This window comes from Microtetraspora niveoalba, assembly GCF_001570405.1.
GTDB lineage: Bacteria > Actinomycetota > Actinomycetes > Streptosporangiales > Streptosporangiaceae > Microtetraspora > Microtetraspora niveoalba.
The window spans coordinates 1-20,821 of record NZ_BBYM01000020.1 but is presented as its reverse complement, the minus strand read 5'-3'; the positions used below and the strand labels follow the sequence as shown (position 1 = coordinate 20,821).

Below are 20,821 nucleotides of genomic sequence, written 5' to 3'. Positions count from 1 at the left end.
GGCGGGGTCCCACTCCCGGACAGGTTCCAGGCGGTGCTCGGTGAACGGGAGAGCGACAGTGGCGACGAGCGGCGGCGACATGGCGGACCCGTCGGTCGAGGTGCTGACCGAGGCCGCCGCGACCTTCGGCCTGCTGGCCTCCCCCGCGCGCCTGCAGATCGTCTGGGCGCTGGCCCAGGGCGAGCGCGACGTGAGCGCGCTCGCCGAGAGCGTGGGCGGCGCGCTGCCCGCCGTCAGCCAGCACCTGACCAAGCTGAAGCTGGCCGGCCTGGTGCGCTCGCGGCGCGAGGGACGCCGGGTCGTCTATCTGATCAGCGACCAGGACGTCGTGACCATGGTCCGTTGGCTGGTCGGACGGTTGGCCGGCCATGGGGAGGCGGCGGAGCGCGTCCGTGGTCTGGGCGCCTGAGGCCGTACCCGGCACCGGTCCGCGCGACGGCCACGAGCCGGACGGCGGCCCCCCGCCCCTCCTCTCCATCCGTGACGCGGCGGGACTCACCCCGTTGCAGGCGCTGCGGCTGCTGGGGAGCAGGCCGAGCGGCCTGGTGGAGCCCCAGGCCGAGGAGCGTCTGCTGCGGTGCGGCGAGAACACGGTGGCCGAGCCGGTCCCCGCCTCCTGGCCGTGGCGTCTCGCGCGCAGCCTGCGCGACCCGTTCACCCTGGTGCTGCTCTGCCTCGGGCTGGTGTCCGCCGCGATCGCCTCCTGGGGGACCGCCTGCGTGACGGTGCTGCTGGTGGTGGTGAGCTGCGTGCTGCGGTCCGGCGGGGAGTACCGCGCCGACCGGTCCATCGCGGCGCTGCGTGAGCTGGTCGCCACCACCGCGACCGTACGGCGCCGGGCGAGCGCGACTTCGGCGCCGCTGGATCGTGAGATCCCCGTGGACGAGCTGGTCCCCGGCGACGTGATCCGGCTCGGTCCGGGCGACCTCGTGCCCGCCGACGTTCTGCTGCTGCGCTCGAACGGTCTCACCGTGCACCAGGCCGCGCTCACCGGCGAGTCCCGCCCGGTCGCCAAGCACCCGATGGACGACCGTACGGCGGTCATGACCCGGGGAGCCCGAGAAGCCGAGAGCACGCCTGCGGGTGACGCCGAGAGAACGGTCGCGGGTCACCCGGCCGCGGGCCACGGACGGATGGACCACGCCGAAAGCACGGTCGCGGACCTGCTCGACCTGCCGCACCTGTGCTTCCAGGGCACCGGCGTGGTGTCCGGGACCGCCTCCGCGGTCGTCGTGGCGACGGCCGCCCGCACCGTCTTCGCCGGGGCGCACCGAGGCGGCGCGAGCGCGCGCCCGCCGTCCGCGTTCGACCGTTCGGTGAACGGCATCTCCTGGCTGCTCATCCGATTCATGCTGCTGATCCCTCCGGTCGCGCTCCTGGCCGACGCGGCGCTGCGCGGGCGCGGACTGGAGGCGCTGCCGTTCGCCGTCGCGGTGGCCGTCGGGCTGACGCCCGAGATGCTCCCCGTGATCGTCACCACCGCGCTGGCCCGCGGCTCGGCCGTACTTGCGCGCGACCACGCGGTGATGGTGCGACGGCTCCCGGCGCTGCACGATCTCGGCGCGGTGGACGTCCTGTGCACCGACAAGACCGGCACCCTCACGCGGGATCTGCCCGTCCTCGACCGCGCGCTCGATCCGTACGGCAGGCCCGATCCGGAGGTCCTCGACTGGGCCGCCGTCAACAGCCTGTGGACGCTCCAGCTCGCGGACCTCCCCAGCCCGGACGCCCTCGACAAGGCGATCTTGGACGCGGCCGACGGGCTCGGGACCGCGCTGCCCGCCTGCGAGGGCGTGGCCGCGCTGCCGTTCGACCCCGCGCGCCGCAGTTCCTGCGCGGTCGTCCTGCGGCCGGGCCGTACGGCGGTGCACACCCTGGTGGTGAAGGGCGCGGTCGAAGACGTGCTCGACCGCTGCACCCGGGTGCGGGCCGCCGGAGCCGACGAGTCCGGCGAAGCCCGCACAGCCGACGCGGTCGACGCGGTCGACGGAGCCGCCGGCGAAACCGACCGGGCCGACCGGGCCACCGGGGAGACGGGCCGGGAACTCGACCAGGCCACCCGGGACCGCCTCCTGCGATTCGCCGCGGAGCAGGCCGCGGAAGGGCTCCGCGTGCTCGCCGTCGCCCTCGCGGACCGGCCCGCACGCCCTGGGCCGTACGGTCCCGGTGACGAGCACGATCTGACCTTCGTGGGCTTCGTCGGGCTGCGCGACACGCTCGCGCCGCACGCCGCCGAGGCACTGGCCGTACTCGCCCGGCGCGGCGTCGCGGTGAAGATCCTGACCGGCGACCATCCGGGCACCGCCGCCCGGACCTGCCGCGACCTCGGCCTCGACCTCGGTCCCGAGCACGGCCCTGGCCCCCGCCTCGGGCACGATCCCGGCCGCAGCTCCGATTTCGGTCTTGAACGCGGCCAGGATCTCGACCTCGGTTCCGATCGTGGCCTTGGCTTCGGAGGGGTGGTCACCGCCGACCGGCTGGACGGTCTCGACGACGCAGCCGTGGCCGCGATCGCGGCGCGCTGCACCGTCTTCGCGCGCTGCACCCCCGAGCACAAGGCGCGCATCGTCACGGCGCTGCGGTCGGCGGGGCACACGACCGGGTTCCTCGGCGACGGCGTCAACGACCTGCCCGCGCTGCGCGCCGCCGACGTCGGGATGTGCCCCAGCGACGCCGCCGACGTGACCCGGCAGTCCGCCGACGTCGTGCTGGCCTCCAAGGACCTCACCGCCATCGACCATACGATCGCGGCCGGACGCCGCAGCACCGGGAACATCGTCACCTATCTGCGCGTCGTCCTGTCCTCGAACCTCGGCAACGTCATCGCGATGCTCGCGGCCGGGCTGCTCCTGCCCTTCCTGCCGATGTTGCCGACACAGGTCCTGGCGCAGAACCTCTGCTTCGACGCCGCCCAGCTCGCGTACGCGTTCGACCGGCCGGGCCGGGACGCGCTGGGGCGCCCCTCCCGGCTCCGGCCGCGCGGCCTCCTGCGTTTCATCGCCGTGTTCGGCCCCCTGAACTCCCTCGCCGACCTCACGACCTTCGCCGTGCTGACGTCGGTCGTCCCGTGGTCCGCTCAGGTGTCGGGCCAGGCCGCCTTCCACGCCGGATGGTTCGTCGAGAACCTGCTCACGCAGGCCGTGGCGATGCTCGTGCTACGTGGATGGCGGCGGATCCCCCTGCCTCTCGGGCTCGCCGCCTGTTTCCTCGTCACCGTGGGCGTGCTGCTGCCCTTCTCGCCACTCGCGCCGCTGCTGGGCATGACGGCCCTCCCGGCCGCGTACTACCTGCTGCTCTCGGCGGTCGTGGCCGTCTACGGCGCGGCCCTCCTGGCCGTGAAGGCGTGGTTCGACCGCCGCCGCGCGGCCCTGACCTGACCCGTCCGCCGTGCCGGCTGATCCGCGATATCGGCCCGCTCGGCCGGGGGGCGGCGATCGGCCCTGGTGGATGCCCTCATGAACGCGCTCCTGCGGGGGAAGACGACCACAGAACGATCGCCACTTGTATAGTTGCGCAATCTAGCAAACTTGGCGTACGGGTACGGATCACCAGATCTCGTGTCCGGCGCAGATAGCACAGATAGGGGTGCGGATGTTCCTGCGCAACGGCCTGGAGCCCGGGCACCTGTTGGTCCTGGGTCTCGTCCTGATCTTGCTGTTCGGCTCGAAGAAGCTGCCGGAGACCGCCCGTTCGCTGGGCAGGTCACTGCGTATCTTCAAGAACGAGACCACCGCCATGCGGGCCGACGTCACGACCGCCGACGTCACCCCCGCCGGGGCGGACTCTCCCGCGACCGGCACCGGCGGGGCCGCCGCCCTTTCAGGCGCGGCCGCCGGGGGCGACGGCCCGGCCGGCGGCGCCTCATCGGGCGTGGACCACGTTCCCGGGAGCGGTGCCGTACCCGGTCAGGGGAACGGTGCGACACGGGCCGAGGGCGGGCCCGCACGGGCCGATGAGGTCCGTTAGCTTGCGGGCCGGGCCCGTCGCCGGGCGCTTCCCGTCCGGGAAGGCGTCGTGCTGACGCGGCCGGGAGCCGGAGGGACGGGCCGGGGAGCACGCCGGTCGGTCGCCGTGCTGCTGTGGGCTCTGGTGTGGCTTCTCAAGGCCTACGGCCTCCTGGGCCCGGCCTCACCGGACGTTCTCACAGGAGCGGACCGACCGGCCGCCGCCGGCACCGGCGTGACCGGCCCGTGGTGGAACGGTGAGCACCGTGACCGAACGAACGCCTGAGCATGCGTCGTTGAAGTCGGCGATCTGCTCGGGCGGACGGCGGCGCATGACGACGATGCGCGAACGCCTAAGGCGGCGGGCGACCGTCATGCACCCTGCGGTGGGCCCGCGACCGCCCATGGTGTCGGCACGGGCGGTGGCGGGCGACGAAGGGCCGCGCCTACGACGCCGAGGAGGCGCGCAGGTCCCGGCGGAGCTCGTGGGGAAGGGCGAACCGCATGCTCTCCTTCACCGTCTCGACCTCCTCGACGTCGGTGAAGCCGTGCTCGGCGAGCCTGCGCAGCACACCCTCCACCAGTTCCTCGGGAACCGAGGCGCCGCTCGTGACGCCGACCGTGCTGACGCCGTCGAGCCACGCGTCCTGGATGAAGGAGGCGTCGTCCACGAGATAGGACGCGTCGGCGCCGTAGTCCTTGGCCACCTCGACCAGCCGCTTGGAGTTGGACGAGTTGGACGAACCGACGACGATGACGAGCTGGGACTCGGCCGCGATCTGCTTCACCGCCGCCTGCCGGTTGGAGGTGGCGTAGCAGATGTCGTCGCTCGGCGGGTCGATCAGGTTGGGGAACCGCTCGCGCAGCCGGGCGACCGTCTCGGTGGTCTCGTCCACGGAGAGCGTGGTCTGCGACAGCCAGACGACGCGGTCGGGATCGCGTACGGAGACCTGCGCGACGCCGTCGAGCCCGTCGACCAACTGGATGTGGTCGGGAGCCTCACCCGCCGTGCCCTCGACCTCTTCGTGCCCCTCGTGGCCGATGAGCAGGATGTCGTAGTCCTTGGCGGCGAAGCGCTTGGCCTCGTTGTGCACCTTCGTGACGAGCGGGCAGGTCGCGTCGATGGTGCGGAGCCGCCGCTCGGCGGCCTCGTCGTGCACGCTCGGCGCCACGCCGTGGGCCGAGAACACCACGATCGCGCCCTCGGGCACCTCCTCCGTCTCATCGACGAAGATCGCGCCTCGCGCCTCCAGAGTCCGGACCACGTGCGTGTTGTGGACGATCTGCTTGCGTACGTAGATCGGCGCTCCGTACTGGTCGAGCGCCTTCTCCACCGCCTCTACGGCGCGGTCCACTCCCGCGCAATAGCCGCGCGGCTTGGCAACCAGGACACGACGGGTCGCGGGGGTATATGGCTCCATGTTCCTATGCTATGTGGAGCGTCAGCCGCCTCTTGACCTCTCCCGCATCATCCGAAAACGACTCCGCTGGAGCTGCGATGTCCCTCTTCCGAGCACTGACCAAGCCTCTCCGTAGCCTCTTCAGACGAGGTGACGAGCTGAAGGACGAGCTGAAGGACAAGGCCAAGGACCTGCCCGCGACCGCCTTGCAGACCACGATCAGCGGGGTGGGCCAGGCGCTTCTGATCGGGGACCAGGTCCGTTCCACGATAAAGCGGCTCGCCACCCACGAGGAGGAGGCCACGACCGCCCCGGCGCCGGAGCCCGCCGCGGAGGAGGCGCGTCCCGCTCGCCGTGAGCCGGTCATCTTCGCCCCGCGTCCGGCGGCCAAGGAGGAGCGCGAGCCCGACGGTTCCGCCCCCACCGCGGAGCGCCCGACGGCCGCCCCCGCCGAGAAGGCGGAGTGGGAGGCGCCCGCGGTCGAGAAGCCCGAGCCGGAGAAGGCCCAGGCTCCGCAGGCTCCCACGGCCGAGAAGCCCGTTGAGAAGCCCGAGCCGGAGAAGGCCCAGGCCGCACAGGCTCCCACGGTCGAGAAGCCCGCGGTGGAGACGCCCACCGCGAAGCCCGCGGCAGAGAAGCCCACCGCTCCCGAGGCGGCCAAGCCGGCCGAGACGAAGCCGGCCGCCGAGGAGGCCGGGAAGGTTGCGGAGAAGCCCGCCGCCAAGCCCGCGAGGAAGGCGGCGCAGAAGCCGAAGCCCGAGGCCGCGGCCCCCGCCAAGCCCGCGGAGAAGCCCGCAGCCGAGAAGCGCGCGGCCGCGAAGCCGCGCCCGAAGAAGGCCGCCGAGGCCGCGGCGGAGGCCGAGCCCACCGTGGTGCCCAAGGCGCGCGCCAAGAAGAAGGAGGCGGCCGCCGAGGCCACGGAGGGCGTGGCGCACGCGGGCGTCGCCGAGCCGTACCCCGGATACGCCGGGCTGACCCTGGCGTCGCTGCGCGCCCGGATGCGCGGCAAGTCCGCCGGCCAGATGCGCGAGCTGATCGCGTACGAGAAGGCGACGGCGAACCGGGACGACGTGGTCCGCATGTACGAGACTCGTCTGGCCAAGATCGAAGCCGAGTCCTGAGTGAGCGCGAAGACCTCTCCCGAGGAGCCGCTGCCGATCCGTTCGGTGCTCCAGATGGTGGCGCAGTGGATCAACCGTCTGGGCACCGTCTGGGTCGAAGGGCAGATCACCGAGCTGACGGCCCGGGGCGGCACCGTCTTCCTCACCCTCCGCGACCCGGTGGCCAACGTCTCGGCCCGCGTGACCTGCAGCCGAGGCGTGTACGAGGCGAGCCTCCCCCGGCCGGCCGACGGCGCGCGGGTCGTCATGCACGTCAAGCCGGACTTCTGGGTGAACAAGGGGTCTTTCGCCTTCACCGCCATGGAGATCCGGCCGGTCGGCGTCGGCGAGCTGCTGGCCCGGCTGGAACGGCTGCGCCGGCTCATCGTCGCCGAGGGTCTCACGAACGCCGACCGCAAGCGGCGGCTGCCCTTCCTCCCCTCCACGATCGGGCTCGTCTGCGGCAGGGACTCGGCCGCCGAGCGTGACGTCATCGAGAACGCCCGCCGTCGCTGGCCCGCCGTGCGGTTCAAGGTGGAGGCGGTGGCGGTCCAGGGGCCGTACGCCGTGGGCGAGGTCACCGAGGCGCTGCGCAGGCTGGACGCGGACCGCGAGGTCGATGTGATCGTCATCGCGCGCGGCGGCGGCTCCCTGGAGGACCTGCTGCCGTTCTCCGACGAGTCGCTGGTGCGGGCCGTGGCGGCCTGCCGCACGCCAGTGGTCAGCGCGATCGGGCACGAGCAGGACAGCCCGCTGATCGACCTCGTGGCCGACGTACGCGCCTCGACCCCCACGGACGCGGCCAAGAAGGTCGTCCCGGACGTCGGCGAGCAGCTCACGCTGGTGCGCCAGCTCAGGGACCGCGGCCGGCGCGTGCTGGGCGGCTGGCTCGACCGGGAGCTCTCCTGGCTGCGGTCGGTCCAGTCCCGCCCCTCGCTGGCCGACCCGGTGCGCGAACTCGACCGCCGGGCGGAGCAGGTCGACGCTCTGCGCGAGCGGGCCCGGCGCTGCCTCGGCTCCTCCCTGGACCGTTCGGCCGACTCGCTCGAACACCTGCGCGCCCGCCTCGTCGCGCTGTCGCCGGCGGCGACGCTGGAGCGCGGTTACGCGATCGTGCAGCGTCCCTCCGGACAGGTCGTACGGCTCGCGGGCGAGGTCAAGTCCGGCGACGAGCTGACCATCCGTTTCCCCGACGACCGGGTCACGGTGACGGCGACGTCCACGTGAGACCGGGGTAGCGCTCGGCGAAGCCGTGGCCCGCGTGGATCTCCATGCCGTCCGAGGTGGCATGGAGATCCACGCGGGCCACACCGTTCTCCCGGCACCAGGCCGTGAGCGCGTCCAGGATCGCCCCGGCGGGCGTAGGACTTCTGCCGGCCCCGCTCGATCCGGCCGGGGATGTCCTCGGCCGTGCGTACGGCCGGCGCCTCACGGAGTCGTACGAGTTCGGGGATGTCGTCGGCGCCGGCGGCGCGAACGGCCATGACAGCCGATTATGTCGACCTGTCGTACGCGGACCCTAGGGTGGTGACGTGGCAGACGAGAAGGCATCCCCGAAGCAGGCGTCCCCCTCCCCCGAGCAGGAGGGCGGCGAGGAGAGGACCCCCTCCTACGAGCGGGCGCGCGAGGAGCTCACCGACGTGGTGCGGCGGCTGGAGACCGGCGGGCTCACGCTGGAGCAGTCCATCGAGCTCTGGGAGCGGGGTGAGCGGCTGGCCGCGATCTGCGAGGAGTGGCTCCAGGGCGCCCGCGTCAAACTCGCTGCGGCCATGGCCCAGCGGCAGGAGCCGCAGGAGGAGACCCCCTTCTGACCTCCGGCTCCGATCGCCGGGTCAGGTGGCGGGCTTGGGCTGTACCACCAGGGAGGCGGCGAGGGCGGTCAGCTCGTCCCAGTCGGCCGAGCCGGTGACCACCACCGTGCGGTCCTGGAGCACCCGGACCAGCGACCGCTGGTTCTTGTCCTGGCGGAAGCGCTCCTCCCAGGCGGTGCCGGCGATCTGCCGGGTGCCCGTCGCCTTGTCGGAGTTGGCCATCCGGCTGGCGAAGTCGGTGAACGGCTTCTCGTTGCTCTGCACCACCATGGCATGCATGCGCTTCCCGGTGGCGAAGCCGAGCCGCCACGACACGACGCCGGCCTTCTCGGTGAGCTGCGAGCTGGTGGGCACCCAGTTGGCGGGCACCTCCTTGGGCACCTCGACGGCGTACGGCGCGACGCGCGCGGCGTTGAGCCTGTCGATCGAGAAGTCCACGCTGGGGATGTGCTCCTTGCCGCCTGTGGGCGCGACCAGCAGGAACAGCCCGGCGGCGGCCAGGCAGACGATCAGGGCGAACGCGTAGCCGTAGAAACCCTCAGTGAATCGGCGCACGTCGCGGAGCCTACCGGCACCGGGGCGCGGTCCTGACAGGGGAGACGTACCAGCCGCCTCACCCGCCTCCTGCCCTGCTTGAACGGGGCGCCGCGGCCCTCGGCGGCGCGGAAGCGCGGGAGGCGGGGTCAGTGGATCCGGCCGATGAGGGCGAGCGCCTCCTCCGCGATCACGCGGGCGCGCTCGTCGTCCTCGGAGAGGGTCACCTCCTGGACCACGGCCGCGAGGGCGCCGGTCACGACGAGGACGAGGGCGTCCTCCCGTTCGAAGAGCGCCGCGCTGCGCCGGGTCCACTGGCGCAGCCGGTCGCGCATCACGACCTCGAAGCCGGTCGGGCCGTCCCCGCGGAGGAACAGCGCGGCGAGGTCGCGCTCGGCGAGGCAGCCGTCGAGGTAGGCCCGGGCGCCGGCCAGCAGCAGGGTCATGGGCTCGGACTCGCCCTGGGACCTGGCCTCCTGGATGGCCTGTCTCGTGCGTTGTGTCTGCCGCGACTGAAAATCGTCGAACAAGGTGAGGTAAAGGTCGGCCTTTCCCGAAAAATGGTGGTAAAGGCTGCCGACACTGGCCCCGGCCCGCGCGACCACGTCCGTCACTCCGGTCTCGGTGAAACCGCAGGTGATGAAGGTTTCCCTGGCCGCTTCGAGGAGCGCGCTCCTCGTGGCGGCGCCCCGCTCCGAGGTGCGGACGGTGACCGACGGCTCGGTGTCGCTGCTCATGCGGCGACGATATCCCGGGCCGCCCGTCCGGCGGCGGCAGCGACGGAAATGGCCTCCTGCCTGCGACGACCGGTCCAGACCAATCGGACAAGAACGACATACACAACTAACATCAGCTTTACGACGCCTGACTTAAGGGGAACGATGGCTGATCACGTACCGGCAGCGCTGGCGACAGGGGAGCGTGCTCCCGACCGCAACCTCGCCCTGGAGTTGGTCCGCGTCACCGAGGCGGCCGCGATGGCGGCGGCACGGTGGGTGGGCCGCGGCGACAAGAACGGTGCGGACGGAGCCGCGGTCAACGGCATGCGACAGTTGATCAACACGGTGTCCATGAAGGGCGTCGTCGTGATCGGCGAGGGCGAGAAGGACAACGCCCCCATGCTCTACAACGGCGAGGACGTGGGGGACGGCACCGGCCCCGAATGCGACGTCGCGGTGGACCCGATCGACGGCACGCGCCTGTGCGCCCTCGGCATGAACAACGCGATCTCCGTCATCGCGGTCAGCGAGCGCGGCTCGATGTACGACCCGTCCGCCGTGTTCTACATGGAGAAGCTGGTGACCGGCCCGGCCGCGGCGGACGCCGTGGACATCAACGCCCCCGTCGCGGACAACATCCGCGCCGTGGCGCGGGCCAAGGGCGCCAAGCCGTCCGACGTGACGGTCGTGATCCTGGACCGGCCGCGGCACGAACGGATCGTCAAGGAGATCCGCGAGACCGGCGCGCGGATCAGGTTCATCACGGACGGCGACGTGGCGGGAGCGATCATGGCCGCCCGCGCCGGCACCGGCGTCGACCTGATGCTCGGCATCGGCGGGACGCCCGAGGGCATCGTCGCGGCCTGCGCCCTGAAGTGCATGGGCGGAGTCATCCAGGGCAAGCTCTGGCCGCGCGACGAGGAGGAGCGCGCCAAGGCCGTCGACGCCGGGCTCGACCTCGACCAGGTGCTGACCACCGACGACCTGGTCCGCTCCGACGACGTGTTCTTCGCCGCGACGGGCATCACGGACGGCGAGCTGATGCCGGGCGTGCGCTACCAGGGCGGGGCCGCCGTGACGAACTCCCTGGTCATGCGGGGCCGTTCCGGCACCATCCGCAAGATCGAGAGCGAGCACCAGCTCTGGAAGCTGAGCGCCTACAGCGCGATCAACTTCGACACCGCCGTCTGACGTCCCGCCGGTCAGGACCGGCGGAACAACCCCTTCTTGGGGCGTTTGGGCGATCTGGCGATGACCTTGCCGCCATAGACGAACCCCGCGAGCTCGATGACGGGCGCGTCCGGCGCGAAACCGGTCGCGCCCGGCGGGAGCCGCACCTCGTCCTGGAAGCTCTTGATCCGGGCGTCCGGCCCGCTGACGACGCGGACCCCCTCCGGGACGACGAGGGTCACGGTCCCGGCCATCACCGAGAGCCGTACGACCACGTGGCGCGACTGCAGCAGCGCCTCGCACAGGTCCATCGTGACCCGCCCGCCGAGCGAGGTGACCGGCACCTCCGAGGGCACCACCCAGCGGCCGGCCCGGTTCTCCGTACGGAACAGGGCGACGACGGGGCGGCCGTCCATGAGGAACGGCTGGCGATCCGGCGGGACGAGGTCCGCCGTGAGTCCGACGAGCTCGCCCAGCGTGCGGGCGGCGTAGGCGCGCTCGACCCGCTCCTCGTGCTCGGTCATGGAGAGCCGCCCGTCGCCGGCGGCCTCTCTGAGCAGGTCGATGACCTGCTCCCTGTCGGCGTCGGACGCCCGCAACTCTGACGGAGAGGGACCGGTGGCACCGGACGGCCCGGAGCCGAGGAAGGCGGAGATCCAGTTACTCGCGCGGGACTCGAAGCTCACACGTCGAGACTAAGCGCTGCGGCGCGCGAAGGGACCGGGCCGGCCACGACCAATGGCACTTGTCCCGGCCATTGACCGCGTGATCGGCGGGTCGTAACCTGAACCCCCCTCACGTTTCCCTCCTCGGAGGTCGCGTTGCCGACGTCCACGCCGCCGCCGTCGTCCCCGTCGCGGCCCACCGAACGCGACCGGCAGGCGCGGCTCGCCACGTTCGCCGTCTTCTTCGTCCAGGGCCTCACGTTCGCGACGCTGCTCACGCAGGTCGCCGCGCTCCAGCGCAAGCACGGCCTGAGCGACGGCGAGCTGACGATCCTGCTGCTCATCGTCCCGGTGATCGCGGGCGCGGGCAGCGTGCTGGCCGGCGCGCTCGCCGCGCGTTCCGGCAGCCGGTGGATCCTGCGCGTGTTCCAGCCGCTGACGTGCGCCGCCGTGGTGCTGGCCGGTCTCGCCCCCACGGTCCCCCTCTTCGTGGCGGCCCTCGTGCTGTTCGGCGTCGGCCTCGGCGGCGTGGACGCGGGCATGAACATGCAGGGCGTCGCGGTCGAGCGCCGGTACGGCCGGGCCGTACTGACCGGGTTCCACGCGCTGTGGAGCGCGGCGGCGGTCGTCGGGGCGTTGTGGGCGTCGGCGGCCGCCGACCACCTGGACCTCGCGGTCACGTTCGCGATCGTCATGGCGCCGGCCGCCGTGGCCGCGGTCGTCGCCGCGCACTGGCTCTGCCTTCCCGAGGAGGAGCACGTGGCCCAGGAGGCCGCCCCGGCCAAGGTGCGGTTCCCCTGGAAGCCGATCATCCCGCTGTGCCTGGCCATGGCGTTCCTTTACGTCGGCGACGCGTCGATCTCCAACTTCGGCTCGGTCTTCATGGACAAGATCATGCACGCGTCGGCGTCCGTGGTCCCCCTGGCGCTGGGTGCCTACCAGGCGACGACGTTCCTGGTCAGAGTGGGTGGAGACCTCGCCGTCCGGAAGTACGGCCCGGCGATGATCGTCAGGATCGGCGGCGCGGTCGCCACGGCCGGCTTCGTCGCGATCGTGGCCGCTCCCACCCAGCCGCTGGCCATCGCGGGCTTCGCCCTCACCGGGATCGGCCTGTCGGTGGTCGCCCCGCAGTCGTTCTCGGCCGCCGGGCGGCTCGACCCGGCCGGGACCGGCGTGGCCATCGCCCGGGTCAACATGTTCAACTATGTCGGCTTCATCGTGGGGGCCGCCCTGGTCGGCGGCATCGCCGAGGCCGCCGACTATCGTGTAGCGTTCGCCGCGCCCCTCGTGCTGGCGGCGCTGATCATCCTCCTGGCGCGCGGTTTCCAGCCCCGCACGCCGCCACCCGCGGTCTCATGACCGGGTGAGGCCGCGACCGGCGGGCACGGCCGTCCGGCGGCCCGTCAGCGGCCCCACGTCCCGCGGATCCACGCGTGCCTCGGGTCGTCGGAGAACGCCATGGACCGCTGCTCGCCCGGCCCCGCCAGCACGTTGAGGTAGTACAGGTCGTAGCCCGGGGACGCCATCGACGGCCCGTGATACCCGTACGGCACGAGGACGACGTCGCCGGACGACACCTCGGCGAGCACGTCGATCGGGTTGCCCGGCGAGCTGTAGACCCGCTGATAGCCGGGCCCGCCCTCGAAGTAGTAGATCTCCTCCAGCACGGCCTCGTGCCCGCCCGGGGTGTCGTGCTTGTGCGGCGGGTACGACGACCAGTTGCCGCCCGGAGTGATCACCTCGACGGCCATCAGCCGGTCGCACTCGAACGCGTCGGGAGCGCAGAAGTTGTTGACCCGCCGGGTGGCCGCTCCCCCGCCCCGGGTCTCGACGGGCACCGCGTCGGCCGGGCCGTACCGGACGGGGAGCCGCCGGGTGGCGCGGGCGGCGGGCAGCGCGACGCGGCCCTCGCCGGCGAGGCGCACGGACGCCTCGACGGGCAGGTACGCGAAGTCGGTGACGCCCTCGAAGACCGAGCGCCGCCCGGCCAGGTCCATCCGGACGCCGTCGGCCACGACCTCGCAGGCCCCGGATAGGGGCACCACCAGCATCTCCTCGGGGCCGGTCTCGAACTCGACCGGCTCGTCCCCGAGCTCGACGACCCGCAGGCCGCTGTACACCCAGCCCGCCAGCTCGGGAGTGATCTCCAGGCTCCACCGCCCCGACGGCGCGGAACCCGCGGGTATGTACGTCATCTCGTCTCCTCGTCGAGAGGCCCGCGCGGCAAGGGAGGCCCGCGCGGTGTCGCCCGTCCAACTTTCCGGACAGAGGCCACTCAGGTCAAGGCTATGTCCGGACATCCTGACGATCTGTCAGCACTCTCAACTGCCGTACTGCCTCGGCGATCCGGTGCTCGGGGAACCGGGCGAAGCCGATCACCAGGGCGGACGGCAGCGGATCGACGGTGAGGCCGCACGCGCGGGCCGCCTCGGCGACGCGCCGCTCGTCCCACCCGGCGGGCAGCTCCGCGTACAGGTGCAGTCCGGCGGAGATGCCGTGCGCCCGCACCCCGGGCAGGTGCTCCGCGAGCGCCCCCACGAGCGCGTCCCTGCGCCGCCGGTACTCCCTGCGCATCCTCCGCAGGTGCCGGTCGTAGCCGCCGGTGCTCAGGAACCGGGCCAGCGCGTACTGGTCGATCACCGGGGAGCCGAGGTCGAGCTCTCCCCGGGCCCGCCGTACGGCGGCGGCGACGGCCGGGGGCGCCACGAGCCAGCCGAGCCGCAGCCCCGGTGCGAGGGCCTTGCTCACGCTCCCGGCGAGGACGACGCGGTCGGGGGCGAGCCCCTGGAGGCAGCCGATCGGTTCCCGGTCGAACCTGAACTCGGCGTCGTAGTCGTCCTCCAGGATGACCGCGCCGGTGTCGGCGGCCCAGGCGATCAGCTCGGCGCGGCGGCGCGGCGACAGCACCACTCCGGTCGGGTAGTGGTGCGCCGGGGTGAGCAGCACCGCCCGCGCGCCCGTCCGGGCGAGTGCCGCGACGTCGATCCCCTCGGCGTCGACCGGAACGCCGGTCAGGCGGGCGCCGGCCCGTCGCAGCAGCGGGAGCTGCCGCGGGCTCGTCGGCTCCTCGACCGCGAGCAGAACCGCGCCCTCAGAAACCGCGCCCTCAGAAACCGCGCCCTCAGAAACCGCGCCCTCAGAAACCGCGCCCTCGCTCTCGCCCCCGATCGCGGCGGGGGCCGCGCCGTCCGAGGCCGCCGGGAGCGGACCGTGGTCCCCGTCCGCAGCGGCACGGCCGGCGCCGCTCTCGACGAGCGCGCGCACGACCAGACTCAACCCCTGGGCGACGCCGGTGACGACGACCACCTCTCCGGTGTCCGTGTCGGCCGCGCGCACCCGCCGCAGGTAGGCGGCCAGCTCCGCGCGCAGCTCGGCCACCCCGCCCGGGTCGCCGTAGTCGAGACAGTCTCCCGGCAGGGTCGCCAGCACGTGGCGGATCGCCGCCAGCCACGCCTGCCTCGGAAAGGCCGACAGGTCAGGAGATGTCGGGCGGTGACCGTAGTAGTTCGCCCCCGGCTCGTCGGAGCGTACGGCGAGGCCCGGCTCGGCCCGGGTCACCGGACCGGACGCGACGCGCGTGCCCACGCCGACCCGGGCATCCAGGAAACCCTCCGCGACGAGTTGCTCGTACGCCTCGACCACGACGCCGCGGGACAGACCGAGGTCCCGGGCGAGATCGCGGCTGGCGGGCAGCCGCGCGCCGCGGCCGAGCCGGCCCGAGCGGATCGCCTCCCGGAGCTCCCCGGCGATCTGCCCGGCCAGCCCGCCCCGGCTCCGGTCGACGGCGAGATGGAGATCAGCCAATTGGTCCTCGATTTCACCGGCTGATTGGACTAATTGAGAGAGCCATTGCCTCCCTAGCATCGCCAATCGTGACGAAAGAAACCAGCACCGGCACCGACCTCGGCGGGGCGGCGGCCCGTGCGACGGCCGGGATGTTCGTGGTGGGCACCCTGACCGCCGTCTCCGACCTCATCTCGACCTACCCCGTGTACGGCGGGCAGGCCCTGCGCTACGCCGTCGCGGCCGCCGTCCTGCTCGCCGCCGCCCGCGCCCGCGGCCTCACCCTCCTGCGGCTCTCGTCGCGGGAGTTCGTCCTGCTCTCGGCGCTCTCGCTGACGGGGCTGGTGGTCTTCAACGTGTGCCTCATCGAGGCGGCGGTGGCGGCGGGCCCGACGCTGGCCGGGACCGTCCTCGGCGCGGCTCCCGTGGTGCTGGCCCTGCTCGGCCCGCTGTTCACCGGCGGCCCCCGCTCGGCGCCCTCGCCGCGGATCGTCGCGTCGGCGGTCGTCGTCATGGCGGGGGCCACCCTGGCCACCGGGCTGGGCAGTGGCAACCTTCCCGGCCTGCTCTGGTCGCTGGGCGCGCTCGCCTGCGAGGCGCTGTTCTCCCTGCTCGCCCTCCCGCTGCTGCCGCGGCTCGGGGCCGTACGCGTCTCGGCCTACTCGTCGGCGCTCGCCGTGCCGTACCTGCTGATCATCGGGCTGGTGATGGACGGGACGGGGATGCTGCGCACGCCGACGGCGGCGGAGGCCCTCGGCATCGGCTACCAGGCCGTGATCGTGACGGCGGTGGCGTTCTTCCTCTGGTACAGCGCGCTCCCCCGTCTCGGTCCGGACCGGGCGGGGCTGTTCGCCGGGATGATCCCGATCGGCGCGCTCGTGACCTCGGTGGTCCTGGGCCTGGGCGTGCCCTCGCCCGCGGACGTGGGCGGCGCCGCCGTGGTGGTCGCGGGCATCCTGCTCGGCCTCGCCCCGCGTACCGGCGGGCGGCCCCCTCGGGCGCGTCCGGACGCGGACGGGCATATCCTCCGCTCGGAGGAACAGGCGAGAAACCAGAGGATCGAAGACGATGCCCGAGTTCGACTACACCGACCTGCTGCCGCTTGGCACGGACGAGACGGAATACCGTCTGATCACCACAGAGGGGGTACGGATCACCGAGGCGGCGGGGCGCAGGTTCCTTGAGGTCGAGCCGGAGGCGCTGCGCCTGCTCACCGAGACCGCCGTCCACGACATCTCGCACTATCTCCGGTCGTCCCACCTCGCCCAGCTCCGGAAGATCATCGACGACCCCGAGTCCAGCGCGAACGACCGCTTCGTCGCCCTCGACCTGCTGAAGAACGCGAGCATCTCCGCCGGCGGCGTGCTGCCGATGTGCCAGGACACCGGCACCGCCATCGTCATGGGCAAGCGGGGCGGGCACGTCCTCACCGACGGCCGCGACGCCGAGCACATCAGCCGGGGCGTGTACGACGCCTACACCCGGCTGAACCTGCGCTACTCCCAGATGGCCCCGCTCACCATGTGGGACGAGAAGAACACCGGCAGCAACCTCCCCGCCCAGATCGAGCTGTACGCCGAGGACCCCCACGGCCACCCCGACGAGTACAAGCTGCTGTTCATGGCCAAGGGCGGCGGTTCGGCCAACAAGTCGTTCCTCTACCAGGAGACCAAGGCCGTCCTGAACGAGAAGCGGATGCTCCAGTTCCTGGAGGAGAAGATCCGCTCGCTCGGCACCGCCGCCTGCCCGCCGTACCACCTGGCGATCGTGGTGGGCGGCACCAGCGCCGAGTTCGCGCTCAAGACCGCCAAGTACGCCTCGGCCCGCTATCTCGACAGCATCCCCACCGAGGGCTCGACGAGCGGGCACGGCTTCCGCGACCTCGAGATGGAGAAGAAGGTCTTCGAGCTCACCCAGAAGCTCGGCATCGGCGCCCAGTTCGGCGGCAAGTACTTCTGCCACGACGTACGCGTGATCCGGCTGCCGCGCCACGGCGCGTCCTGCCCGGTCGCCATCGCGGTGAGCTGCAGCGCCGACCGGCAGGCCCTGGCCAAGATCACCCCTGAGGGTGTCTTCCTGGAGAAGCTGGAGACCGACCCGGCCCGGTTCCTCCCCGACACTACCGACGAGCAGCTCTCGGACGACGTCGTCGGCATCGACCTCAACCGCCCGATGCAGGAGATCCTCGCCGAGCTCACGAAGTATCCGGTCAAGACGCGGCTCTCCCTCACCGGCCCCCTCGTCGTCGCCCGCGACATCGCCCACGCGAAGATCGCCGAGAGGCTGGACGCGGGCGAGGAGATGCCCGAGTACCTGAAGAACCACGCCGTCTACTACGCCGGACCGGCCAAGACCCCCGAGGGGTACGCCTCCGGCTCGTTCGGCCCGACCACGGCCGGGCGCATGGACTCGTACGTGGAGCGCTTCCAGGAGGCGGGCGGCTCGTTCGTGATGCTGGCCAAGGGCAACCGGTCCAAGCAGGTGACCGAGGCGTGCCAGCGGTACGGCGGGTTCTATCTGGGCTCCATCGGCGGCCCCGCCGCGCGGCTCGCCCAGGACTGCATCAAGAAGGTCGAGGTCCTGGAGTACCCCGAGCTCGGCATGGAGGCCGTCTGGAAGATCGAGGTCGTCGACTTCCCCGCCTTCATCGTCGTGGACGACAAGGGCAACGACTTCTTCGACCAGCGGCAGCAGGACGGGGGCGCCACCTTCGTCGGCATCCCCACCCGCGACGGCGGCAGGTAGCGGAGACGGAACGCCCTCCGCCCAGCGGCAGGTAACGGAACGGAACGCCCCCGCCCGGAGGCAGGTAACGGAGACGGAACGCCCCTCGCCCGGCGCGAGGGGCGTTCCTTTTGTACGGCCACGGGCGCGAGGGTCGCCTGTGCCCGGCGGCGTGTCGGCCGCGCCATCGACTCTCACTCTCCGGTTCCCTGCCCGCGGCCGCGGTCCGAGGGTGTTCCCGGACGCTCACGCTCCGTCGTTTTCACCGGCGAGAGCGCCGGTGAGAGCGCCGGTGAGGCCGTCACCACTGGCGAGCCCGCCCGCCTCCCGTCCACCCGCCGGAGAGGCGGCCACGGACACCATGTCGTGTCATGACGCCAGTCAGAAGATCTGACAAAAGATCTCAACAATTTCGCGGCATGGTCTCTACAGGTCGCATTACACAAATCGGTAAGCTGCCACCCATGCGTGCGCCGTCCGGATACCAGCTCGCCGCGAGGTATCGGCTTGTCGAGCCGGTCGGACGCGGCGGCATGGGCACCGTCTGGCGGGCGCGCGACGAGCTGCTCGACCGTGACGTGGCGGTCAAGGAGGTACGGCTCCCGCTCGTCCTCGACGAGGACCTGCGCGCCGAGTTGTGCGCGCGGACCGAACGCGAAGGCCGGGCCACGGCGATGGTGGCCCATCCGTCGGTCATCACGGTGTTCGACGTCATCACCGAGGACGACCGCCCCTGGATCGTGATGGAGCTGCTCCGGGCGCAGTCCCTGGAGGAGCTGGTACGGCGGGTCGGTCCGCTGCCACCCCAGCGGGTGGCCGAGATCGGACGCCAGGTGCTCGGCGCGCTCCGCGCCGTACACGCGAAGGGCATCCTGCACCGCGACGTGAAGCCGAGCAACGTGCTCGTGACCGACGACCGGGCCGTGCTCACCGACTTCGGCCTGGCCGCGCTCGAGGGCGACGTCTCGATCACACAGGCCGGCATCGTTCTCGGCTCCGCCGGTTACATCGCGCCGGAGCGGGTGCTGGGGGCCAAGGCGAGCCCCGCGGCCGACCTGTGGTCGCTCGGGGCCACGCTGTACACGGCGGTCGAGGGGCGGGGCCTGCACGGCCGGCGCACCGCCGCCGCCGCGCTGGCCGCGCTGACCAGCGGCGCGCCGATCCCGATGGAGCGGGCCGGGCCCCTCGCCCCGGTCCTGCGCGGGCTGCTGCAGATCGATCCGGACGCGCGGCTCGACGGGGTGCGGGCCGCGGTGGCGCTCGCGCGGGTCGCGGCCGGCGGGAGCAGCGAGGAGCCGATCGCGCACCGGCCGGTCCGGCCCATGCCCGCGGCCCTGCCCCCTGCGATTCGTCGGCCCACTCACCGGGGGCAGCACCGCGCCGAGTCGCGGCCGGTGCCGAGGACGCCGCCGCACACGTTCCAGCGCGAGCCCCGCGAGGAGATGACCGCGGTGCCCGCCCAGCGGCGCCGCCCCGCCGAAGGTGTCCACCGCAAGCCGGCCGAGTACCCGAAGTCGCGGAACTCCGTGGCGCGCGGGCTGCGGATGCTGATCCAGGTGTTCCTGCCCCGCCGATTCTGGCCCAAGAATTTTCTCAACTGACCAGAAAGCGCTCCGCGAGGAGAAATAGATATCTTTCTTCTCATGGGGAGCAGGCTGCTCATCGACCGGTACGAACTGACCACAATGCTGGGGCGCGGCACGATGGGCACCGTCTGGCGGGCCTTCGACCGCACCCTCGGGCGCGATGTGGCCGTCAAGGAGATCCGCCAGGATCCGTCGCTCGGCGTCGAGCAGCGGCGCGAGCTCCGGGAACGGATGATCCGCGAAGGCCGCGCGGCCGCCCGGATCAGCCACCCCTCCGTCGCCACCGTCTACGACGCCATCGAGATCGACGGCAGCCCGTGGATCATCATGGAGCTCGTCGAGGGCAGATCGCTGGAGCAGGTCATCGAGGACGAGGGCCCGTTGCCGCCCCGCCTGGTGGCCGAGGTCGGCTGCGACCTGCTCGACGCGCTGCGCGCGGCGCACGTCCAGGGCATCCTGCACCGCGACGTGAAGCCGAGCAACGTGCTCATCACCGACACCGGCCGGGTCGTGCTGACCGACTTCGGCATCGCCAAGTCCGAGGGTGACAGCGCGCTGACGAAGACCGGCATGGTCATCGGCTCTCCGGGCTACACCGCGCCCGAGCGGGCCCGCGGCGAGCACACCGGGCCTGAGTCCGACCTCTGGTCGCTCGGCGCGACCCTGTACTTCGCGGTCGAGGGCCGCGCGGCGTACGAGCGTTCCTCGGTCGCGGAGACCCTCAGCGCGCTGATGACCGAGTCCGCCGATCCGCCGACCCAGGCCGGTTCGCTCCGGCCCGTCCTCGACGGCCTGCTGGAGAAGGACCACACCGTACGGCTGACGCCGGAGCGCGCGGCGGCGATGTTGCGTACGGTCGCCGACACGCCGGTCGGCGCGGCGCCGATCGTCACGCCTCCGGCGCGGCGGCTGGAGCGCGAACGGCCCACGAGGGCCGCCGGGACGCAGGCCCCCGCCGCGGAGACCCCCGGGCGGCCCGTTCCGACGGCCCACGTCCCGGGGACGCGGATCCCGGGAACGCAGGTCCCCGCGGCTCAGATCGCGGAGGCTCAGGTTCCGGGAGCGCAGGTTCCGGGAGCGCAGGGCGACGCCGAGCCGGGGGCCGGGGATCTCGACGCCGACAAGACCATGCTGGTCATCCGGCCCAAGGCGGGCCTCCGGCTCCCCCCGCCGCCGGCCTCCGCCCAGCCCGGCCCGGGGGCGCCGCCCGCCTCCGCACGACCCGGCCCCGGGATTCCCTCCGCCGCCGGCCGCCCGGGCCCCGGGATGTCCCCCGCCGCCGGCCGCCCGAGCCCCGGGATGTCCCCCGCCGCGCCGGCCCCGATCAGGAAGGGTCCCGGCCCGCAGGCGCCGGCCGCCGGTGCTCCGGTCCCGGCCGGCGCTCC

The 20,821-nt window shown here is 72.6% G+C and carries 18 protein-coding genes; 12 read left to right on the top strand and 6 right to left on the bottom strand.

The features are described from left to right. The first annotated feature begins 58 nt into the window (after window positions 1-58). The 3 genes from AWQ70_RS20870 to AWQ70_RS42060 all read left to right on the top strand — a co-directional run bounded on the left by AWQ70_RS20870 (window position 59) and on the right by AWQ70_RS42060 (window position 3,966). Window positions 59-409, top strand: a complete 351-nt coding sequence (locus AWQ70_RS20870; RefSeq protein ID WP_067178694.1) for an ArsR/SmtB family transcription factor — start codon at window positions 59-61, stop codon at window positions 407-409. Continuing rightward, window positions 393-3,377: an HAD-IC family P-type ATPase gene (locus AWQ70_RS41380; RefSeq protein WP_067178693.1), complete on the top strand. Its 2,985-nt coding sequence runs from the start codon at window positions 393-395 to the stop codon at window positions 3,375-3,377. Before AWQ70_RS20870 ends, AWQ70_RS41380 begins: the two co-directional genes overlap by 17 nt. Before the next feature lie 214 nt (window positions 3,378-3,591). Then, window positions 3,592-3,966, top strand: a complete 375-nt coding sequence (locus tag AWQ70_RS42060; protein ID WP_067178692.1) for a twin-arginine translocase TatA/TatE family subunit — start codon at window positions 3,592-3,594, stop codon at window positions 3,964-3,966. Window positions 3,967-4,390: 424 nt separating this feature from the next. Here the strand turns inward: AWQ70_RS42060 and AWQ70_RS20850 are convergent, their stop codons facing one another. Continuing rightward, window positions 4,391-5,365: a 4-hydroxy-3-methylbut-2-enyl diphosphate reductase gene (locus AWQ70_RS20850; RefSeq protein ID WP_067178690.1), complete on the bottom strand. Its 975-nt coding sequence runs from the start codon at window positions 5,363-5,365 to the stop codon at window positions 4,391-4,393. A gap of 77 nt (window positions 5,366-5,442) precedes the next feature. Here AWQ70_RS20850 and AWQ70_RS20845 point away from each other — a divergent pair, with 77 nt between their 5' ends. The 3 genes from AWQ70_RS20845 (at window position 5,443) to AWQ70_RS20835 (ending at window position 8,255) form a co-directional block, all read left to right on the top strand. Further along, window positions 5,443-6,465, top strand: coding sequence for a hypothetical protein (locus AWQ70_RS20845; protein ID WP_067178689.1), 1,023 nt, complete (start codon window positions 5,443-5,445; stop codon window positions 6,463-6,465). Next, complete coding sequence (gene xseA, locus AWQ70_RS20840; RefSeq protein ID WP_084517517.1) at window positions 6,466-7,671, top strand: exodeoxyribonuclease VII large subunit; 1,206 nt, start codon at window positions 6,466-6,468, stop codon at window positions 7,669-7,671. 305 nt (window positions 7,672-7,976) lie between these two features. Continuing rightward, on the top strand, window positions 7,977-8,255 hold the full coding sequence (locus tag AWQ70_RS20835; protein ID WP_067178688.1) for an exodeoxyribonuclease VII small subunit: 279 nt from the start codon (window positions 7,977-7,979) through the stop codon (window positions 8,253-8,255). 21 nt (window positions 8,256-8,276) lie between these two features. Here AWQ70_RS20835 and AWQ70_RS20830 read toward each other — a convergent pair whose 3' ends face one another. Together AWQ70_RS20830 and AWQ70_RS20825 are read right to left on the bottom strand one after the other, a co-directional pair. Further along, window positions 8,277-8,810 carry a DUF4245 domain-containing protein gene (locus AWQ70_RS20830; RefSeq protein WP_067178687.1) on the bottom strand — a complete coding sequence of 178 codons (534 nt, stop codon included), beginning with the start codon at window positions 8,808-8,810 and terminating at the stop codon, window positions 8,277-8,279. A 128-nt stretch (window positions 8,811-8,938) separates the two neighbouring features. Then, complete coding sequence (locus AWQ70_RS20825) at window positions 8,939-9,526, bottom strand: TetR/AcrR family transcriptional regulator (RefSeq protein WP_067178686.1); 588 nt, start codon at window positions 9,524-9,526, stop codon at window positions 8,939-8,941. 144 nt (window positions 9,527-9,670) lie between these two features. Here AWQ70_RS20825 and glpX point away from each other — a divergent pair, with 144 nt between their 5' ends. Further along, window positions 9,671-10,699, top strand: a complete 1,029-nt coding sequence (gene glpX, locus AWQ70_RS20820) for a class II fructose-bisphosphatase (RefSeq protein ID WP_067178685.1) — start codon at window positions 9,671-9,673, stop codon at window positions 10,697-10,699. A gap of 11 nt (window positions 10,700-10,710) precedes the next feature. On the opposite strand, the gene AWQ70_RS20815 is transcribed toward glpX, so the two are convergent. Beyond that, entirely contained in the window at window positions 10,711-11,364 is a 654-nt protein-coding gene (locus tag AWQ70_RS20815; RefSeq protein ID WP_245647072.1) for a DUF1707 SHOCT-like domain-containing protein, read from the bottom strand. Window positions 11,365-11,499: 135 nt separating this feature from the next. Here AWQ70_RS20815 and AWQ70_RS20810 point away from each other — a divergent pair, with 135 nt between their 5' ends. Then, a complete protein-coding gene (locus AWQ70_RS20810; protein ID WP_067178684.1) occupies window positions 11,500-12,702 on the top strand; it encodes an MFS transporter in 1,203 nt (400 codons plus the stop codon). 44 nt (window positions 12,703-12,746) lie between these two features. Here the strand turns inward: AWQ70_RS20810 and iolB are convergent, their stop codons facing one another. Both iolB and AWQ70_RS20800 read right to left on the bottom strand, forming a co-directional pair. Continuing rightward, window positions 12,747-13,538: a 5-deoxy-glucuronate isomerase gene (gene iolB, locus AWQ70_RS20805; RefSeq protein ID WP_067178683.1), complete on the bottom strand. Its 792-nt coding sequence runs from the start codon at window positions 13,536-13,538 to the stop codon at window positions 12,747-12,749. A gap of 91 nt (window positions 13,539-13,629) precedes the next feature. Continuing rightward, the gene (locus tag AWQ70_RS20800) at window positions 13,630-15,147 is read right to left on the bottom strand and encodes an aminotransferase-like domain-containing protein (RefSeq protein WP_067178682.1); all 1,518 of its coding nucleotides are present in this window, start codon (window positions 15,145-15,147) and stop codon (window positions 13,630-13,632) included. A 68-nt stretch (window positions 15,148-15,215) separates the two neighbouring features. On the opposite strand from AWQ70_RS20800, the gene AWQ70_RS37835 reads away from it, so the two are divergent. The 4 genes from AWQ70_RS37835 to AWQ70_RS42055 all read left to right on the top strand — a co-directional run. Beyond that, a complete protein-coding gene (locus AWQ70_RS37835; protein WP_245647071.1) occupies window positions 15,216-16,310 on the top strand; it encodes a DMT family transporter in 1,095 nt (364 codons plus the stop codon). Beyond that, window positions 16,195-17,871, top strand: coding sequence for a fumarate hydratase (locus AWQ70_RS20795; protein ID WP_067178681.1), 1,677 nt, complete (start codon window positions 16,195-16,197; stop codon window positions 17,869-17,871). The genes AWQ70_RS37835 and AWQ70_RS20795 overlap by 116 nt, the downstream gene beginning before the upstream one ends. A 443-nt stretch (window positions 17,872-18,314) precedes the next feature. Then, window positions 18,315-19,451, top strand: a complete 1,137-nt coding sequence (locus AWQ70_RS20790) for a serine/threonine-protein kinase (RefSeq protein WP_067178680.1) — start codon at window positions 18,315-18,317, stop codon at window positions 19,449-19,451. A 42-nt stretch (window positions 19,452-19,493) separates the two neighbouring features. Continuing rightward, a partial coding sequence (locus AWQ70_RS42055) for a serine/threonine protein kinase (RefSeq protein WP_157530214.1) occupies window positions 19,494-20,821 on the top strand: 1,328 nt, incomplete at its 3' end.

Bases quoted from the DNA above. Each gene is read 5' to 3' on its own strand.
- AWQ70_RS42060 (WP_067178692.1), top strand. From the start codon at position 3,592: ATGTTCCTGCGCAACGGCCTGGAGCCCGGGCACCTGTTGGTCCTGGGT.
- AWQ70_RS20850 (WP_067178690.1), bottom strand. From the start codon at position 5,365: ATGGAGCCATATACCCCCGCGACCCGTCGTGTCCTGGTTGCCAAGCCG.
- AWQ70_RS20845 (WP_067178689.1), top strand. From the start codon at position 5,443: ATGTCCCTCTTCCGAGCACTGACCAAGCCTCTCCGTAGCCTCTTCAGA.
- AWQ70_RS20825 (WP_067178686.1), bottom strand. From the start codon at position 9,526: ATGAGCAGCGACACCGAGCCGTCGGTCACCGTCCGCACCTCGGAGCGG.
- glpX (WP_067178685.1), top strand. From the start codon at position 9,671: ATGGCTGATCACGTACCGGCAGCGCTGGCGACAGGGGAGCGTGCTCCC.
- iolB (WP_067178683.1), bottom strand. From the start codon at position 13,538: ATGACGTACATACCCGCGGGTTCCGCGCCGTCGGGGCGGTGGAGCCTG.
- AWQ70_RS20795 (WP_067178681.1), top strand. From the start codon at position 16,195: ATGCCCGAGTTCGACTACACCGACCTGCTGCCGCTTGGCACGGACGAG.
- AWQ70_RS20790 (WP_067178680.1), top strand. From the start codon at position 18,315: ATGCGTGCGCCGTCCGGATACCAGCTCGCCGCGAGGTATCGGCTTGTC.